This is a genomic window from Sphingomonas hankookensis, assembly GCF_022664465.1.
Lineage (GTDB): Bacteria > Pseudomonadota > Alphaproteobacteria > Sphingomonadales > Sphingomonadaceae > Sphingomonas > Sphingomonas hankookensis.
This window is the reverse complement of the sequence record NZ_JAKREV010000003.1, coordinates 432,825-449,789: the sequence shown is the minus strand read 5'-3', so window position 1 is coordinate 449,789 and position 16,965 is coordinate 432,825. Positions and strand designations below refer to the sequence as shown.

Annotated in this window: 16 protein-coding genes and 1 pseudogene; 10 read left to right on the top strand and 7 right to left on the bottom strand. The window is 66.1% G+C overall.

What is annotated here, in order from left to right; genetic code table 11:
- A partial coding sequence (locus MF610_RS11550) for a sigma-54-dependent Fis family transcriptional regulator (RefSeq protein ID WP_242196514.1) occupies positions 1-688 on the bottom strand: 688 nt, incomplete at its 3' end.
- Positions 689-847: 159 nt separating this feature from the next.
- Between MF610_RS11550 and adh the strand changes: the two genes are divergently transcribed.
- The 4 genes from adh (at position 848) to MF610_RS11530 (ending at position 5,601) form a co-directional block, all read left to right on the top strand.
- Positions 848-2,359: an aldehyde dehydrogenase gene (gene adh, locus MF610_RS11545; protein WP_242196511.1), complete on the top strand. Its 1,512-nt coding sequence runs from the start codon at positions 848-850 to the stop codon at positions 2,357-2,359.
- 69 nt (positions 2,360-2,428) lie between these two features.
- On the top strand, positions 2,429-3,463 hold the full coding sequence (adhP, locus tag MF610_RS11540) for an alcohol dehydrogenase AdhP (protein ID WP_242196509.1): 1,035 nt from the start codon (positions 2,429-2,431) through the stop codon (positions 3,461-3,463).
- A gap of 50 nt (positions 3,464-3,513) precedes the next feature.
- Positions 3,514-5,028: an acetyl-CoA hydrolase/transferase family protein gene (locus tag MF610_RS11535; protein WP_242196506.1), complete on the top strand. Its 1,515-nt coding sequence runs from the start codon at positions 3,514-3,516 to the stop codon at positions 5,026-5,028.
- Positions 5,029-5,088: 60 nt separating this feature from the next.
- The gene (locus tag MF610_RS11530; RefSeq protein ID WP_242196503.1) at positions 5,089-5,601 is read left to right on the top strand and encodes a GNAT family N-acetyltransferase; all 513 of its coding nucleotides are present in this window, start codon (positions 5,089-5,091) and stop codon (positions 5,599-5,601) included.
- Between the two features lie 173 nt (positions 5,602-5,774).
- Here MF610_RS11530 and MF610_RS11525 read toward each other — a convergent pair whose 3' ends face one another.
- Both MF610_RS11525 and MF610_RS11520 read right to left on the bottom strand, forming a co-directional pair.
- Positions 5,775-6,377, bottom strand: a complete 603-nt coding sequence (locus MF610_RS11525) for a GntR family transcriptional regulator (protein ID WP_242196499.1) — start codon at positions 6,375-6,377, stop codon at positions 5,775-5,777.
- Positions 6,374-7,024: pseudogene (locus tag MF610_RS11520) on the bottom strand (phytanoyl-CoA dioxygenase family protein); the annotation flags it as partial. The pseudogene MF610_RS11520 and the gene MF610_RS11525, both read right to left, overlap by 4 nt.
- Positions 7,025-7,173: 149 nt before the next feature.
- On the opposite strand from MF610_RS11520, the gene MF610_RS11515 reads away from it, so the two are divergent.
- The gene (locus MF610_RS11515) at positions 7,174-7,446 is read left to right on the top strand and encodes a HEPN domain-containing protein (RefSeq protein WP_242196496.1); all 273 of its coding nucleotides are present in this window, start codon (positions 7,174-7,176) and stop codon (positions 7,444-7,446) included.
- Positions 7,447-7,810: 364 nt separating this feature from the next.
- Positions 7,811-8,632, top strand: a complete 822-nt coding sequence (gene ppk2 / locus MF610_RS11510) for a polyphosphate kinase 2 (protein WP_242196493.1) — start codon at positions 7,811-7,813, stop codon at positions 8,630-8,632.
- 139 nt (positions 8,633-8,771) lie between these two features.
- Here ppk2 and MF610_RS11505 read toward each other — a convergent pair whose 3' ends face one another.
- From MF610_RS11505 to MF610_RS11495, 3 genes are all read right to left on the bottom strand, one after another.
- On the bottom strand, positions 8,772-9,638 hold the full coding sequence (locus MF610_RS11505) for a MipA/OmpV family protein (RefSeq protein WP_242196490.1): 867 nt from the start codon (positions 9,636-9,638) through the stop codon (positions 8,772-8,774).
- Between the two features lie 68 nt (positions 9,639-9,706).
- On the bottom strand, positions 9,707-10,102 hold the full coding sequence (locus MF610_RS11500) for a DUF2141 domain-containing protein (RefSeq protein WP_242196488.1): 396 nt from the start codon (positions 10,100-10,102) through the stop codon (positions 9,707-9,709).
- Positions 10,062-10,871: a sterol desaturase family protein gene (locus tag MF610_RS11495; protein WP_242196573.1), complete on the bottom strand. Its 810-nt coding sequence runs from the start codon at positions 10,869-10,871 to the stop codon at positions 10,062-10,064. The genes MF610_RS11500 and MF610_RS11495 overlap by 41 nt, the downstream gene beginning before the upstream one ends.
- 238 nt (positions 10,872-11,109) lie before the next feature.
- Between MF610_RS11495 and crtY the strand changes: the two genes are divergently transcribed.
- The 4 genes from crtY (at position 11,110) to MF610_RS11475 (ending at position 15,706) form a co-directional block, all read left to right on the top strand.
- Positions 11,110-12,273, top strand: a complete 1,164-nt coding sequence (crtY, locus tag MF610_RS11490; protein ID WP_242196485.1) for a lycopene beta-cyclase CrtY — start codon at positions 11,110-11,112, stop codon at positions 12,271-12,273.
- Positions 12,270-13,748 carry a phytoene desaturase gene (locus tag MF610_RS11485; RefSeq protein ID WP_242196482.1) on the top strand — a complete coding sequence of 493 codons (1,479 nt, stop codon included), beginning with the start codon at positions 12,270-12,272 and terminating at the stop codon, positions 13,746-13,748. The genes crtY and MF610_RS11485 overlap by 4 nt, the downstream gene beginning before the upstream one ends.
- A 453-nt stretch (positions 13,749-14,201) precedes the next feature.
- Positions 14,202-14,783: an LOG family protein gene (locus MF610_RS11480; protein WP_242196479.1), complete on the top strand. Its 582-nt coding sequence runs from the start codon at positions 14,202-14,204 to the stop codon at positions 14,781-14,783.
- A complete protein-coding gene (locus tag MF610_RS11475) occupies positions 14,780-15,706 on the top strand; it encodes a phytoene/squalene synthase family protein (RefSeq protein WP_242196477.1) in 927 nt (308 codons plus the stop codon). The genes MF610_RS11480 and MF610_RS11475 overlap by 4 nt, the downstream gene beginning before the upstream one ends.
- A gap of 106 nt (positions 15,707-15,812) precedes the next feature.
- Here the strand turns inward: MF610_RS11475 and MF610_RS11470 are convergent, their stop codons facing one another.
- On the bottom strand, positions 15,813-16,880 hold the full coding sequence (locus tag MF610_RS11470) for an AI-2E family transporter (protein ID WP_242196474.1): 1,068 nt from the start codon (positions 16,878-16,880) through the stop codon (positions 15,813-15,815).
- Positions 16,881-16,965 lie beyond the last annotated feature (85 nt).

Here is a 16,965-nt window from a genome sequence, read left to right as displayed (position 1 = left end):
TCGCGGCATCGTCATGCATCCGCAGCACGCGGCAATCGACAAACCGGTCGCGAAACAGCCGATGCTCGATCTGGTCGACCGCCAGCCGGATCAGCCCCAGCGCATGGCCATGGCCGCGGGCCGATGGCCCCGAAATGTCGAGCGCCCCGACGATCGCACCGCGCGGATCGAGGATCGGCGTCGCCGCACAGCTGAGCACCGCATGTTCGGCAAAGAAATGCTCGGGGCCGTGCACCGCGATCGGGCGACGCTCGGCGATGGCGGTGCCGATCGCGTTGGTGCCGGTGCTCGCCTCGGTCCAGGAGACGCCGGGCCGGAGCGCCACCTGCGCCGCGCGCGACAGGAAGCCGGTATCGCCGATCGTGTCGAGGATCATGCCGTCCGCGTCGGCTAGGATCACGACGCTGCCCGTATCGCGCGCCTCCCCCGCCAGCATCTCCAGCTCGGGACGGCACAGGCGGCGCAACGACTCGCGACGCTGGCGCAGCGCATGGAGCTCGTTTTCGGCCAGTGGTCCGCCACCCTGAAGCCTTCCCTGCGCCAGCCCCATGTCGGTGCAGCGCAACCAGGATCGCAAGACCGGCTGGCGCACGGTTTCGAGGGGCAGTTGCCCCTCGTCGAAATAGGCGCGTCGCCCCTGTTCTATACCGGCGCCGTCCATCGCCGCATCCTCTTCCCACTGTCGCAAGTTGCGACACCGGCGCGGCTTCGGCGTCGCGCCCTGCAACACATGCTACGCCTCGGCCCCGGAAAGTCCACCACGTCCCCTACACTTCGTGGCGCAACGTCTTGCCCCTCACGCACGACGGGCAGACCCTTGGGTCATAACAGACCAAGGAGAGGTTCGATGACGATTCAGGAAGCCATCAAGGCGCGCACCGCGCCGTTCAAGCAGCGCTATGGCAATTTCATCGGCGGCCGCTGGGTCGATCCGGTCGATGGGCGCTGGTTCGACAACCGATCCCCCATCGACGGGCAGGTAATCTGTCAGGTCGCGCGCAGCCAGGCCGCCGATGTCGAACTCGCGCTCGATGCCGCGCACAAGGCGAAGGACGGCTGGGGACGCACCAGCGTCGCCGAACGTGCGCTGATCCTCCACCGCATCGCCGACCGGATGGAGGAGAATCTGTCGCTGCTCGCCACCGCCGAGACCTGGGACAATGGCAAGCCGATCCGCGAGACGACCGCCGCCGACCTGCCGCTGGCGATCGACCATTTCCGTTATTTCGCTGGGTGCATTCGCGCGCAGGAGGGCGGCATTTCGGAGATCGACCACGACACGGTCGCCTATCACTTCCACGAACCGCTCGGCGTGGTGGGGCAGATCATCCCGTGGAACTTCCCGCTGCTCATGGCCTGCTGGAAACTCGCACCCGCGCTGGCGGCGGGCAATTGCGTGGTGCTCAAACCCGCCGAACAGACCCCCGCCTCGATCATGGTGCTGGCTGAACTGATCGCCGACCTGCTGCCCGATGGCGTACTCAACATCGTCAACGGTTTCGGCGTCGAGGCGGGCAAGCCGCTGGCGCAGAACCCGCGCATCGCCAAGATCGCCTTTACCGGCGAGACAACGACCGGCCAGCTCATCATGTCCTATGCGTCGGAAAACCTGATCCCCGTCACGCTGGAACTAGGCGGCAAGAGCCCGAACATCTTCTTCGCCGACGTGGCGGCCGAGGATGACGATTATCTCGACAAGGCGATCGAAGGTTTCGCCATGTTCGCGCTCAATCAGGGTGAGGTCTGCACCTGCCCCAGCCGCGCGCTGGTCCACGAGTCCATCTATGACCGCTTCATGGAAAAGGCGGTCGCCCGTGTCGAGGCGATGATCCAGGGTGATCCGCTTAACCCCGCCACCATGGTCGGCGCGCAGGCCTCGCAGGAGCAGATGGACAAGATCCTCGGCTATCTCGACATCGGGCGCGGTGAAGGGGCCAAGGTGCTGACCGGCGGCGAGCGTAACCGCCTCGAGGGGCTAGAGGGCTATTACGTCAAGCCGACCGTGCTGAGCGGTCATAACAAGATGCGCGTGTTCCAGGAGGAGATTTTCGGTCCCGTCGTCTCGGTCGCGACTTTCAAGGATGACGAGGAAGCACTGCGCATCGCCAACGACACGCTCTTTGGCTTGGGTGCGGGCGTGTGGACCCGCGACGGCACCCGTGCCTATCGCATGGGCCGCGCGATCCAGGCGGGGCGTGTGTGGACCAACTGCTACCATGCCTATCCCGCCCATGCGGCGTTCGGCGGCTATAAGCGGTCGGGCATCGGGCGCGAAACGCACCGCATGATGCTCGATCACTATCAGCAGACCAAGAATCTGCTGGTCAGCTATTCGGCCAAGAAGCTCGGCTTCTTTTGACCGTGATCAAGGCGGGGGCGGCCCGATGCGCCGATTCCCGCCTCATTCTCATCCGACAGGAGAAATCTCATGACGAAGACGATGAAGGCCGCGGTCGTTCGGGCATTCGGACAACCGCTGACCATCGATGAAGTCCCCGTTCCGGAAGTCAGCGACGGCATGATCCAGGTCGCTATCCAGGCATCCGGCGTCTGCCATACCGACCTCCACGCCGCCGAGGGCGACTGGCCGGTCAAGCCCAACCCGCCCTTCATTCCGGGGCATGAGGGCGTCGGCTATGTCTCGGCGGTCGGCAAGGGCGTGAAACACGTCAAGGAAGGCGACCGGGTCGGCGTGCCGTGGCTCTACACCGCCTGCGGTCGCTGCACGCATTGCCTGGGCGGCTGGGAGACGCTGTGCGAAAGCCAGCTCAACACCGGCTATTCAGTCAATGGCGGCTTTGCCGATTATGTCATCGCCGACCCCAATTTCGTCGGCCGCCTGCCCGCCAATATCGGCTTCATCGAGATCGCACCGGTGCTGTGCGCCGGGGTCACGGTCTATAAGGGGCTGAAGATGACCGATACCAAGCCGGGGGATACGGTGGTCATCTCCGGCATCGGCGGCCTTGGGCATATGGCGGTGCAATATGCGGTCGCGATGGGGCTGAACGTTGCCGCTGTCGATGTCGACGACGCCAAGCTCGACCTCGCCCGTCGGTTGGGGGCCAAGGTCACGGTCAACGCCCGGACCGAGGCGGATCCGGCCGCCGCGATCAAGCGCGAGACTGGCGGCGGGGCGCAGGGTGCGCTGGTCACGGCGGTCAGCGAAAAGGCCTTTGCCCAGGCCGTCGGCATGATGGCGCGCGGCGGCACCGTGGCGCTCAACGGCCTGCCGCCCGGCGACTTTCCGCTCAACATCTTCGGGCTGGTGCTGAACGGCATCACCGTGCGCGGATCAATCGTCGGCACCCGGCTGGACCTGCAGGAGTCGCTCGACTTCGCCGCAGATGGCAAGGTCAAGGCGACCGTATCCTCCGCTCCGCTCGCCGAGGTCAACCAGGTGTTCGACCAGATGCGCCGGGGCCAGATCGAAGGCCGCATCGTCCTCGACCTGACGGCCTGAAATCGCGGTGGGCGGTGGCCCCGGCCCCGCCCACCAGCGTTGGAGAAACAATGACTGATCGTATCGCGTGCGCCGCCCTTCGTTCCCGTATCACCGATGCGGACACCGCCGCCGCCCTGATCCGCCCCGGCGAGACCGTGGCGGCCAGCGGTTTTACCGGATCGGGCTATCCCAAGGCGGTGCCGCAGGCATTGGCGCGTCGCATCGCGGCCTCTCATGCCGAGGGGCAGCCCTTCCGCGTCAACCTGTGGACCGGTGCTTCAACCGGGCCGGAACTGGACGGCGCACTGGCGGCGGTCGACGGCATTGCCCAGCGGCTGCCCTATAGTGGCGATCCCGTCGCTCGCGAGAAGATTAATCGCGGCGAGATCGACTATCTCGACATGCATCTGAGCCAGGTCGCGCCGATGGCGTGGGAAGGCGTGCTGGGCACGCTCGACACCGCGATCATCGAAGTGTCGGGCATCCGCGCCGACGGCTCGCTCATCCCCTCCTCCTCGGTGGGCAACAACAAGACTTGGGCAGACCGCGCGGCCCGCGTCATCCTGGAGGTCAATCGCTGGCAGGATGCGGCGCTGGAGGGGATGCATGACATCTATTATGGCACCCGTCTGCCGCCTGCCCGGGTGCCGATTCCGCTGGTTCGCCCCAACGACCGGATCGGCACGCCCTATCTAGCCTGCGATCCCGACAAGATCGTCGCCATCGTCGAAACGGACGCACCCGACCGCAACCTGCCCTTCGCCGCGCCCGACGATACCGCGCGCGCCATTGCCGGGCATATCATCGAATTCCTGACCCATGAGGTGTCGCGCGGCCGCCTGCCCGCCGCCCTGCTGCCGATCCAGTCGGGGGTGGGCAATATCGCCAATGCCGTTCTGTCGGGCCTGATCGACGCGCCGTTCGACCCGATGACCGCCTATACCGAAGTGATCCAGGACGGGATGCTTGACCTGCTCGACGCTGGCAAGCTGCGCATGGCATCGGCCACCGCCTTCTCGCTCAGCCCGCAGGCAGCGGCGCGGATGAATGCCAACATGGCCGCCTATCGCGACCGTATGATCCTGCGCCCGCAGGAGATCAGCAACCATCCCGAACTCGTCCGCCGCTTGGGGTGCATCGCGATGAACGGTCTGATCGAGGCGGACGTCTATGGCAACGTCAACTCAACGCTGGTCATGGGATCGCGCATCCAGAACGGAATCGGCGGGTCGGGCGATTTCGCCCGCAACGCTTATGTCTCGATCTTCATGACGCCCTCGACCGCCAAGGGCGGCAAAATCTCCACCATCGTGCCGCAGGCGGCGCATGTCGATCACATCATGCAGGACGTGCAGGTGATCGTCACCGAACAGGGGCTGGCCGACCTGCGTGGCCTGTCGCCCCGTCAGCGGGCCACGGCCGTGATCGAACGCTGCGCGCATCCCGATTATCGTCCCATGCTCGCCGATTATGCCATGCGCGCCGAGGGCGGGTCCTATGGCCTTCATGCCCCCTCGCTCCCCGCCGAAGCGCTGTCCTGGCATCGTCGTTATATGGAAACAGGAACGATGTTGCCGTCTTGACGATGGTCAATGTCGCCAAGGGGCAGACGCACCATGGTCGCAGCCATCGAGGAGAACATCATGACGATCGCCGACACCGAGTTGCTTGTCACCCGCCAAGGCGTGCGGCTGCACGTTCGCCGCGCGCGCGTCGAGGATGAAACGGCGCTGGCCGCCTTCTTCACCCATGTCTCGCCCGAGGACCTGCGTTTCCGCTTCCTGACCGGCGTGCGCGAGGTCAGCCATGAGCGGCTGAGGAGCATGATCGACACGAATGACAGGCACACCGAAAGTCTGATCGCCTTCGCCGACGACGGATCGATCCTGGCGGCGGCGATGCTGGCGGGCGACGACAGCTCGACCACGGCCGAAGCCGCCATCGCCATCCGACACGATATGAAGCGGCAGGGTATTGGCTGGACGCTGCTCGACCAGCTGGTCGAACACGCGCGGCGCATGGGATATCGCACGATCGAGGCGATCGAGGACCGCGAAAACCGCTCCGCCATTATGATCGAAAAGGAGATGGGCTTCGAACCTCATGCGGTCGAAGGCGCCCCCATGCTGGTCCTGCTGAGACGACACATCGCGTGACGCGGGTGCGGGTTGATGGCGAAGCCCTATCCTATCGAACACCCGACAAACCGATCGCCCCGGCACCAGCGGATACCAGTACATGGGCCTGACGGACCGGATCAGACGGTGCTACGGACGATCCCCGCAGCATAAGAGGTACGGTCCCACCCGGCCTTTGCATGACATGGCGGTTAGTCGCGCAACAACGAACGGACGATTTCGGCAACCATGGGCTGGCGGCGTCGATGATAGCGGCGCCAGCCTCTGCGCAATAGGCTGATGTTCTGGAGATCGACCGCCGCTGAAAGCCGGGCGAGCTCGTCGATCGTATCCGCCATCAAAACGGCCTCGACCAGACGGACCGCATGGAGGCGTGCGTTGATGTCACGAATGGCCCGTTGATGCTCCTCGTTGCGCGACGCTTGTGCCAACCGCATGGTGAGGGCCGCCGTCGCTGTCGCGGTGTCGACGGCAGGCCCCGGTTCGGTGAGGCCACCCGAAAGCCTGCCCGTCGCCGATCGCAGAATGATCGCGATGACGTCCTCGTTCCAGCGATAGAGGTCGGCGAGCGCGGGCGCGTCGATCATCGGGACATGGAAGCCGCCGCCAGGGCGGGCATCGACCAACCCTGCGCCGCACAGCTGGTTCAACGCCTCGCGCACGGGCGTCGCGCTGGTGGCAAGGCCATCCGCCAGCACGGCCGGGTCGAGCCGCGCGCCGGGTCGCAGGCCGCGCGTCAGGATCACCCGCCGGACCGCGTCATGGACCCGCTCGGTCGTCGCGCCGGCGTTCATCCGCCCGGCCGTTGCCCGGCGACGAAGGCCGCGACCATCTCTTCCTGGTCGGGCCGGAGCGCATCGACCGGGCCGATCGCCGCGTCAACGTCGCCTCCAAAGAGGATAGACGGGCATTGGCCCTCGTAATTGCCTAGATTGGGTCGATGCTGACGATAGCCGACCAGCGCTGCCAGTTCGGGCGTGAAGGTTCGCGCCACCGCCGGTGGATAGGCGAGCCACTGGTTCTCATAGGGCTTCAGCCATCCCAGTGCATAACCGACCACCACGCCCCGCCGTACTGCGTCGCTCCGGTTCGGCCCCGCGCCGTGCAGCGTCGAGCCCAGGAAGAGCAGCGCCGAGCCCGGCGCCATCACCGCCGCGCACGGCGGCGTGTCGGGATCATGGCTTGTCGCGTGCCTGCCATGGCTGTGCGGCCAGACGAGGGTGGCGCCATTGTCGGCCTCGAACGGCGTCAGCGGCCAGATCACGTTGACGAGATACTCCATCGCGCCCGGCTCGACCCGCCACATGTCCTGGTCGCGGTGCGGGACCTGCTGCAGCGCGCCCGGATGGACGGCGATCGCTTGCGCGACATTGAGCTGGATCGTGTCGCACCATGGCGCGAGCAAACCCTCCGCCACCTCCCGCACCAGCGGATGCGGAACTCGTGGGGGGTGCGAAACCCTGACGGCGGTGAGAATGGCGACCGCCGCCACTATTACCTGCCGCCTGCCTATTTCGAGGGCAAGCTGGTGTATGAACGCTACGCGATCAAAGGCGTCGTGGACTCCTAGGCCCGCAGAGCCGATCATCGGTGTCCGTCAAACCGAGGTATAATCAGTCGCACAAGCTCAGCTTCCTGCGCAGCCAGACCGAGCCGCTGGTCCACGAACTCATCGCCGTCTGGCCGCGCGATACGCGCTTTGCCCAGCGCTGCTTCGAGCTGCTCCGCCAAGCCTATGTCAACGTCCGCTATTCGCCGCATTACAAGGTGACGCCCGCCGAGCTGGAATGGTTGGCCGAACGTGTCGAGCTTCTCCAGCAGCTGGTCAAGGATGCCTGCGAGGCACGGCTCGCCTCGGGCTGATCGCCTGATCTCCAGATAGAAAGAGGAACTGGCGCCCCGGGCGCTGGCGCACCCGGTCGTGCTCTTGCGGCACGCCGCCGAGCCGCGGCTGCGTCTCGGCCATTCGGCGTCGATCACTGGCGCGGGGACACGGTCGCCGCTTGCGCGGCGGCGTCGTGGTCTGTGCCTCCCCGGTCAGCGGGAGTGGCCGGCGCGCCCTCCTAGGCCCGGCGCGGCCGGCGGCAACCCGCAAGCCTTGCGGGTGCTCCAGTGCCTTTCGCCCTGCGGTGCCGCCGCCCGCTCGAACCGGGCCTTCCGGTCGCTCGTCGCCGCCCGTCCCCCGCTGTCCGGGGAGCCATGCTGGGCGGGGAAAGGAGATCGGGACATGCACAGCAACAAATCTTCAAATCGCTTCCGGCTGGGCTGTGCGCATGCCATGCTCCGTGCGATGAAGAAGGACGTCTATGAATCGCGGCTGCACGCGTTGCAGCTGGCGCTGGTCGAGACCCAGGTCGCGGCGGCGGAGAGTGGCGAGCGGGTGGTGATCCTGTTCGAAGGGCGCGATGGCGCGGGGAAGGACGGCACGATCAAGCGAATGGTCGAGCATCTGTCGACCCGGTCGACGCGCGTCGTGGCACTGCCCAAGCCATCCGATCGCGAACGGTCGCAATGGTATTTCCAGCGCTATGTCGCGCATCTGCCCGCGGCGGGCGAACTCGTGATCCTGAACCGGTCTTGGTACAATCGTGCCGGTGTCGAGACGGTCATGGGGTTCTCGACCACGACCGAACAGGAATCGTTCCTGCGCGATGCGCCAGATTTCGAACGGATGCTGATCGAAAGCGGCATCCGGCTGGTCAAGCTGTGGCTCGACATTTCGCGCAAGGAGCAGAAGGAGCGGCTGGATGCACGGCGGACCGATCCGCTCAAGAAGCTGAAGGTATCGGACCTTGACGCGGTGGCACAGGAGCGCTGGGACGATTACTCCGCCGCGCGCGATCGGATGCTGTCGCGCACCCACACCGCGCTGTCGCCGTGGCACTGCATCCGTGCCGACCGCAAGAAACAAGCGCGCATCGCCGCGCTCGCCCATGTCGTAGCGCGGATCGCGCCGGACGAGGTCGCCCACGGGCAGGATTTGCCGGACCCGAAGGTGCTGTTCGCGTTCGAGGAGAGCGCGACGACCGACGGGCGGTTGGCGCGTTGACGCCGAACCCTCGCCAAGTTCTCACCGTCACCCCGGCCTTGAGCCGGGGTCCCGCTTCCTACTGACGGTCAGAAGAAGAAGCGTGACCCCGGGTCAAGCCCAGGGTGACGAGCGTTTGGGTTGCTATCGAAACGCCCCGTCAGAAACTATACGCCACCCCGACGGCGCCCAGCCACTGGTTGCTCGACCCGTTGCGCGCGACGAGCGGGCTGTCGGCGAAGTCGTTCAGCAGCTTGCGATAGACGACGGTGCCGAACAGCTGCCAGCCCGAGCGCAGGTCGCCGCTGATCGAATGGCCGGCCAGCGCGCCCAGCGTCCAGTTCTTCCACCCGCTGCGCGCATTGTAGATCGGCAGGCCGCTGGCGAGCGATTGCGCCTGATTGACCGAGAAATAGCGGTCCGCATAGCCTTCGCCGACCCGCTCGGCCGACACGAACACCCCGGCGATCGCGCGCAGGCTGAGCGGGGTGACGTAGTTGATCGTGGGGGCAAGGACGGTCGATTTGTGGCCGCCGGCGACGTCCTTGCGATAGCTGAGCGAGGCCGACAGGCGATCGAACTGCGACGTGATGACCCCGGTCTTGCCGATGCCGACATAGCCGCCCAGTTCGATCGCGGTGCCGACGGTGCCGAGCGCGCGGACCTGTGCATCGTCGATGCCCTTGGTCGAATTGCGGTTCAGATTGACCACCGCGATCGGCCCGGCCTGAATGTCCCAGGTGGGGCCGACGCCGTCGCGGATCAGGTCGACGCTGGCGCGGTTCCCCGCCAACAGGAAGTTGAACCCCGATACGCGCCCGGTCGCGGCGGGCACCGGCGAGAAGCTGTAATCGTCCGACCCTTCGTAATCGGGCAGCACCGCGGCACCCAGGCCGACGACGTAGAAGTCGCCGCCTGTGTCTTCGTTCGGAACTGCCGAAGCGGGCACCGCCGGCCCCGTCGCATCCTGGGCAAAGGCGGGCATGGCGACGGTCGTGGCGAAGATAGCGGCGAGAATGGCGCGCAAGGGCGTAGCTCCGGATGAATGTTGCTGGAGCGTAACGCTGTCCCGAACGCTTCGGTCCGTATGGAAAACTATAGCAGGTAGCGAATCCGCACCTGTTGCATGGTTGCATCATCCGCCAGCGGGAACTCCGCCGCGCTGAACTTGGGCGGGCCGAAGCGGATTGCTGGATTGCGGGAGAAGCCGAAGCCTTCGCGCGGAACGCCGGCGAAGGTGTCGAGCTTGGCGTTGTTGTTCTCGTCGTGGATCACCGACACGGCGTAATCGCCGCGGCCGAGGCCGGCGATGCGCACCCCGCGTTCGCCGGCGGCAAAGGTGCGGGTGACGGCGTTGCGGTCGTCGGTGCAGCCCGGAAAGTTCTTCGGATCGGCGGTCAGGCAGAGCAGGATCACGCCCTTGGTCGAGCGCAAATCGCTGATCCGGACGTCAAGCGTGCCCGTCGGCATGGCCCCCGGCAGCGTCGCCAACGCCAGCGCCGCTGCGCTCACGCGCCGCACGACGTGCGAGACGCGCGCGTTCCTTTTCGAAGTCGCCGAGACCGCCATCGGTGCCGCACACCCGGTCCCAGAAACGGAAGTACAGTCCGAAATTGCAGCCATAGCGCTCATGATGCCTCTGATGATGGCTGGCGGTAATCAGCCAGCCGCCCAATCGTCCCGTCCACATGAACCGGGGAAACATCTCCCACCCCATGTGGTTCGTCACGCCCATAACCGTCATGATCGTCAGCACCAATGCCAGTGCGCCGATGTGGATCGGAATCAGGAAAACCAGTAGCGGAATTACCACAGCGCCGGTCAGCGCCTCGATCGGATGGAACGCCATCGCCGCCCATGCGGTCGGCGGGCGGCTGGCATGGTGGACGGCGTGTGCGATCCGGAACCATTTCGGCCGGTGCATCCAGCGATGCGTCCAGTAGAACCACGTATCGTGCGCGAAGAGGTACAGCAGTACCGACAGCGGCAGATACCAGAGCGGGTAGGCGTCGACCTGGCGGTAGATCTGCGTCCAGCCGCGATGCTGCCACCCCCATGCGACGATACCGGCGGGGATGCCGTAGATCGCCGCGGACAGCAGCGACCAGCGGATTTCCTTGCCGATCTGCGCATCGAGCCCGCGATACAACCCGGGATGCCGCGCCCGCGTGGCGAACGCGAAGCCGGCCGAGGCGAGCAGATAGCGTACGCCGACGATGACCGTCATCGCCACGGCGGACAGCAGGATGGCCAGCGGGATCGACATGGGAGGGCTGTAGCGGATTGTGGAGGCGGAGAACAGGCTTACATCCTCCCCACGAGGTGGGGAGGGGGACCGCGCCCGCAGGGCGTGGTGGAGGGGGTATCGGCCGCATAGGACACCCCTGCATTTGCGGCGAAGCCCCTCCACCAGCTTCGCTGGTCCCCCTCCCCGCACAGCAGGGAGGATGTGAGTCGTGGCGTTGCTACTGCTGCCCACCTCCCCTAGGGCGGACCCCATGCCCACCATCCATCAATGCGACCTCGCCATCGTCGGCGGGGGATTGTCCGGCGCGCTGATCGCGCTGGCGGCGGCGAAGCGGCGGCCCGATGCGCGTATCCGCCTGATCGACGGCGCGGCGCAGTTCGGCGGCAACCATGTCTGGTCGTTCTTCGGCAGCGACGTGTCCGACGCGCATCGCGCGCTGGTCGCGCCGCTGGTCGCCTATGGCTGGCGCGGCTACGACATCGCCTTTCCGGCGCTCAACCGCACGCTCGACACGACCTATTATTCGATCACGTCGGAACGGCTCGACACCGTGCTGCGCCAGAGCGTGTCGGACGAATCGCTGATGCCGTCGGTCCGTGTGCTAGGCGCTAGCCCGACCGCGGTGGTGCTGGCAGATGGCGACCGGGTCGAGGCGCAGGGGGTGATCGACTGTCGCGGTCCCGGCGACCTGTCGCTGCTCGATCTGGGCTGGCAGAAATTCATGGGGATGGAGCTCACCACCGCCTATCCCCACGGCGTCGAACGTCCGATCGTGATGGACGGCTCGGTCGAACAGCTTGACGGCTATCGCTTCCTCTACGCCCTGCCGTTCGACGCCTCGACGCTGTTCGTCGAGGACACCTATTATAGCGATACCCCCGACCTCGATACGCAGGTGCTGGCGGCGCGCATTACCGCCTATGCCGCGGCCAAGGGCTGGGACGCCGCCACGGTTGGACGCAGCGAGACCGGGGTGTTGCCGGTCGCGATGGGCGGCGATTTCGAGGAATATTGGCGGTCGGGCGGCAACCGCGTGGCGAAGGGCGGGATGCGCGCCGGGCTGTTCCACCCGCTGACCGGCTATTCGCTGCCCGACGCGGTGCGCCTGGCGCATCTGGTCGCCGACAGCGGCGACTGGTCGGGCGGTGCGCTGCACACGCTGACCCACGATCACGCCGCGTCGCTGTGGAAAAAGCGCGGCTTCTACCGGATGCTCGCGACGATGTTGTTCCGCGCGGCCGAACCGGCGGAACGCTACCGCGTGCTCGAACGCTTCTACCGGCTGGACGCGGGGCTGATCGGGCGCTTCTATGCCGGGCAGTCGACGCTGCTCGACCAGGCGCGGGTGCTGACCGGCAAGCCGCCGGTGCCGATCGGCCGGGCGGTGAAGGCTTTGATGGGGAGACAGGGGTGAAGACGGCAGTCGTAATCGGCGCAGGGTTCGGTGGTCTCGCGCTCGCCATCCGGCTGCAGTCGGCAGGCGTGCAGACCACGTTGGTCGAAGGGCGCGACAAGCCCGGCGGCCGCGCCTATTATTGGGAGCGCGACGGCTTTGTCTTCGACGCCGGCCCCACCGTCATCACCGCCCCCGAAGCGCTGCAGGAATTGTGGCAGCTGACCGGCCGCGACATGGCCGAGGACGTGACGCTGGAAGCGGTATCGCCCTTCTACCGGCTCAACTGGCCCGACGGGACCAATTTCGATTACACGAACGACGACACGCTGCTGCGCTCGGAGATTGCGAAGCTCGATCCGGGCGATCTTGCCGGATACGCCCGCTTCCTCGAATATTCGGCGGGGGTGTATGAGGAAGGCTATGTGAAGCTCGGCCATGTGCCGTTCCTCGACTTCGCGTCGATGATCAAGGCCGCACCGGCGCTGGCGAAATACCAGGCATGGCGGTCGGTCTATTCGATCGTGTCGTCATTCGTGAAGAACGACAAATTGCGCCAGGCGCTGTCGTTCCACACCCTGCTGGTCGGCGGCGATCCGATGAAGACCAGCAGCATCTATGCGCTGATTCACAAGCTGGAACGCGACGGCGGTGTGTGGTTCGCGCAAGGCGGCACCAACAAGCTGGTCGCGGGGCTGGTGCGGTTGTTCGAGAAGCTGGGCGGCACGATGATGCTCGGCGATCCGGTGAAAAGCATCGACACGCTGGGCGACCGCGCCACGGGCGTCACGACGCAGGGCGGCGTGGTGATCGGCGCCGACATGGTCGCGACCAACGCCGATATCGTCCACAGCTATCGCGACCTGCTGGCCGGATCGCGCAGCGCGCAGCGCCGGGCGCAGAAGCTGGAGAAAAAGCGCTTCTCCCCGTCGCTGTTTGTCGTGCATTTCGGCATCAAGGGCACGTGGCCGGGCATCCCGCACCACATGATCCTGTTCGGCCCGCGCTATAAAGGGCTGCTCGCCGACATCTACGACCATGGCGTGTTGAGCGAGGATTTCTCGCTCTATCTCCACCATCCGACCGTCACCGATCCATCGATGGCGCCGGAGGGACATTCGACCTTCTACGCTTTGTGTCCCGTGCCCCACACCGGCAAGTTCCCGGTCGACTGGGACCAGATCGGCCCGATCCTCGAAAAGCGCATCCTCGACGAGGTCGGGCGGCGGCTGATCCCCGATATCCACGAGCGGATCGTGACGAAGTTCAGTTATATGCCGAGCGACTTCACCCGTGATCTGAATGCGTGGCAGGGATCGGCATTCTCGCTGGAGCCGATCCTGACGCAGAGCGCGTATTTCCGGGCGCATAACCGGGATGATGATATCCCGAACCTGTATGTGGTCGGCGCGGGGACCCATCCGGGTGCGGGGATTCCGGGGGTGGTCGGGAGTGCCAAGGCGACGGCGGGGCTGATGCTGGGTGGGGAGGACTGACCACCCTCACCCCGGCCACTCCGTTTGGTTCGAGCAGCTTCGAGCTTGTCGAGAAGCGTCCGAACGCCCGAGTTTGGGGCAACCACTTCTCGACTTCGGTTCTCGACAAGCTCGAACCTGCGCTCGAAGCAAACGGGTCGGAGCGAAGGTCACTTCCCCGTTCGTGCTGAGTAGGGATAGAGCGCCCTTGCCCTGGTCCTTCGATACGCCGCTTCGACAGGCTCAGCGGCTACTCAGGACGAACAACGGAAGGGAGGCCACCTCCTACTTGCTCCCCTAACCCCAACCCCGTTCGGTTCGAGTAGCGATCGAGCTTGTCGAGCGCGCGTATCGAGAACGGGGTTCCGCTGGGCAGGCGTTCTCGACAAGCTCGAAGCTGCTCGAACCCAACGGAAAGTGGCAGAGGTCAGACCAACCTTGCCCCCCCTCCCCCAATCGCCTAACCCCGCGCGTATGAAGCGTCTGGCCATCTATTGCGGGTCCGCGACCCCCGCCGATCCCGTATATATCGACTCCGCCCGCGCCGTCGGCCGTGCCCTCGCGAAAAGCGGCATCGGCGTCGTCTATGGCGGCGGCAAGCTCGGACTGATGGGCGCGGTCGCCGATGGCGCGATCGAGGCCGGCGGCGAGGTCATCGGCGTGATCCCGACCGCGCTGGTCAAGGCGGAGGCCGCGCACAAGGGCCTCACCGAACTCCACGTCGTCGACACGATGCACCAGCGCAAGCAGGCGTTCACCGACCTGTCCGACGGCTTCGTCACCATCCCCGGCGGCACCGGCACGATGGACGAATTATGGGAGGCGATGAGCTGGGCGCAGCTCGGCTATCATGCCAAGCCGGTCGGGCTGCTCAACGTCGCCGGATTCTACGACCATCTGATCGCCTTCGTCGCGAAGATGGCGGAGGTGGGTTTCATGCGGCCGATGCATCGCGACATCTTGATGGTCGCCGACACGCTCGACGTCCTGCTCGACAAGATGTCCGCGCACGTCCCGGTGCAGGCGATCATCCATATGAGCAGCAAGGACCTTTGATCCCGCCCCGCGCCGACCTCGTCGCGCACGCCCGCGACACGATCGCGCGCGGCTCGAAAAGTTTCGCGGCGGCGAGCAAGCTGTTCGACCCGGTAACCCGTGAGCGGGCATGGCTGCTCTATGCGTGGTGCCGGGCGTGCGACGATTTGGCGGACGGGCAGGATCTTGGCCACGGCATGCAGCGCGTCGACGATGCGCAGGCCCGGTTGGCGCTGATCCGCGAACGCACGGCGCAGGCACTGGCGGGACAGCCGACCGGCGATCCGGCATTCGACGCGTTGGGCTTGGTCGCGGCCGAGGTCGGCCTGCCGCACCGGCTGGTGTACGACGTGATCGACGGGTTCCAGCTCGACGCCGATGGCTGGCAGCCGGTGACCGAGGGCGATCTTTACCAATATTGCTATCATGTCGCCGGCGCGGTCGGTGGGCTGATGGCGGTGGTGATGGGCGTTCCCGCCGGGGACAAGGACACGCTCGACCGCGCCTGCGACCTCGGCCTCGCCTTTCAGCTCGCCAATATTGCGCGCGATGTGGCCGAGGATGCCGATGCCGGCCGCTGCTACCTGCCACTCGACTGGCTCACCGAACAGGGCATCGATCCCGCCGACCCGATGGCGACGCCCGACCGGGTGGCGGTGCTCGCCCGGCGGATGGCGGCACGCGCCGCCTGCCATGAGGACAGCGCGCGCGTCGGTGCGGCGCGACTGGCGTGGCGCTCGGCATGGGCGGTGCTGGCCGCCGCCGACATCTATGGCGGCATCGCGCGCAAGGTCGCCGCCGCCGGCCCCGCCGCGTGGGACCGTCGCCAGACGACATCGAAGGGCGAAAAGATCGCGGCGATCGCCCACGCATTCGTGGCGGCACGCTGGCGCCCGGCGGTCGATACGCCCCGTGATCCGGTGCTTTGGACGCGGACCATCTGAACTTCCGTCATCCCGGACTTGATCCGGGGTCCCACTTCTTTACAGCGGTCGAGAAGAAGCGGGACCCCGGCTCAAGGCCGGGGTGACGTTGGATTTGAGGTAGGCTTCACTCGTCCTCCGCCTTGTCGGTGGCCACCGTGATATCCCGCCCCAACAGGTGCTGCACATAAATCCGCTGCACCAGCACGAACAGGACGATGGTCAGCGGCGCCGCCAGCAGCACGCCGATGAAGCCGAACAGCAACCCCATGCCGATGACCGAGAACAACAGAACGGCAGGCGGCACGTCGACCGCATGTTTCTGCACGATCGGTTGCAGGATATTGCCCTGAATCTGCTGAACGATCAGGAACAGGACGATCGTCCACAGCGCGGTCGAGGGGGACTGGGTGAATGCCAGCATCACCGCCGGCACGCCGGCGATGATCGGGCCGACGAACGGCACGATGTCCATCAATCCCGCGATCAGGCCAAGACCGATCGCGGCGGGCACGCCCAGCAGCCATAGCCCGGTGCCGGTCAGCACCGCGACGACGATGATCGCCACCGCCTCGCCCTTCATCCACCCGCGCAAGCCCCCGGCAGCGTCGTCCACCGCCTGCCGCGCGACCGGTTCGGCCGACGGCGGCACCAGCTTCACGAGGCCACGGCGATAGAGTTCGGGGTCGGCCGCAAGGAAGATCGCCCCGACCAGCACCAGCACCGCGTCCGACAGGCCCGACCCGATCGACAGGACATAGGTGCCCGCGCGCGACATGATCGTCGACAGGTCGCTGCTGCCCTGCGACAGCAATTCGCGCGCCGGCTCGCCGATACCCCAGCTGTCCAGCTGCCGCTGGATCGCCTGCAACGCCGAGGGAATCTGTTCGCGGATCGTATCGAACTGATCGACCAGCTGCGCGCCGAAGCCGAAGAAGATACCGATCACGATGCCCAGCATCACCACGACCGACAACGCCAGCGCCAGCCCGCGCGGCAACTTGGTCCAACGCTGGATACGATTGGCCCCCGCGCTGAACAGCACCGCGATCACCGTCGCGGCGAAGACCAGCAGCACCAGCCGCATCATGCTGACCACCAGCCACGCTGTGCCGATGATCGCCAATACCATAACGGTCATCGCCGCGACCCGCCCGTAGCCGGGCATCGACCGCTGCGTATCGCCATCCGCCATAGGATTTCCCCCTTTACGCGACTCCAACGGACGGCAACCCCGCGCGTTCCGGTTCGCCTGCGTTACGAAATGCGCCGATCTATTG

Bases quoted from the DNA above. Each gene is read 5' to 3' on its own strand.
- MF610_RS11535 (WP_242196506.1), top strand. From the start codon at position 3,514: ATGACTGATCGTATCGCGTGCGCCGCCCTTCGTTCCCGTATCACCGAT.
- crtY (WP_242196485.1), top strand. From the start codon at position 11,110: ATGCCCACCATCCATCAATGCGACCTCGCCATCGTCGGCGGGGGATTG.
- adhP (WP_242196509.1), top strand. From the start codon at position 2,429: ATGACGAAGACGATGAAGGCCGCGGTCGTTCGGGCATTCGGACAACCG.
- MF610_RS11525 (WP_242196499.1), bottom strand. From the start codon at position 6,377: ATGAACGCCGGCGCGACGACCGAGCGGGTCCATGACGCGGTCCGGCGG.
- MF610_RS11480 (WP_242196479.1), top strand. From the start codon at position 14,202: ATGAAGCGTCTGGCCATCTATTGCGGGTCCGCGACCCCCGCCGATCCC.
- MF610_RS11530 (WP_242196503.1), top strand. From the start codon at position 5,089: ATGACGATCGCCGACACCGAGTTGCTTGTCACCCGCCAAGGCGTGCGG.
- ppk2 (WP_242196493.1), top strand. From the start codon at position 7,811: ATGCACAGCAACAAATCTTCAAATCGCTTCCGGCTGGGCTGTGCGCAT.
- adh (WP_242196511.1), top strand. From the start codon at position 848: ATGACGATTCAGGAAGCCATCAAGGCGCGCACCGCGCCGTTCAAGCAG.
- MF610_RS11470 (WP_242196474.1), bottom strand. From the start codon at position 16,880: ATGGCGGATGGCGATACGCAGCGGTCGATGCCCGGCTACGGGCGGGTC.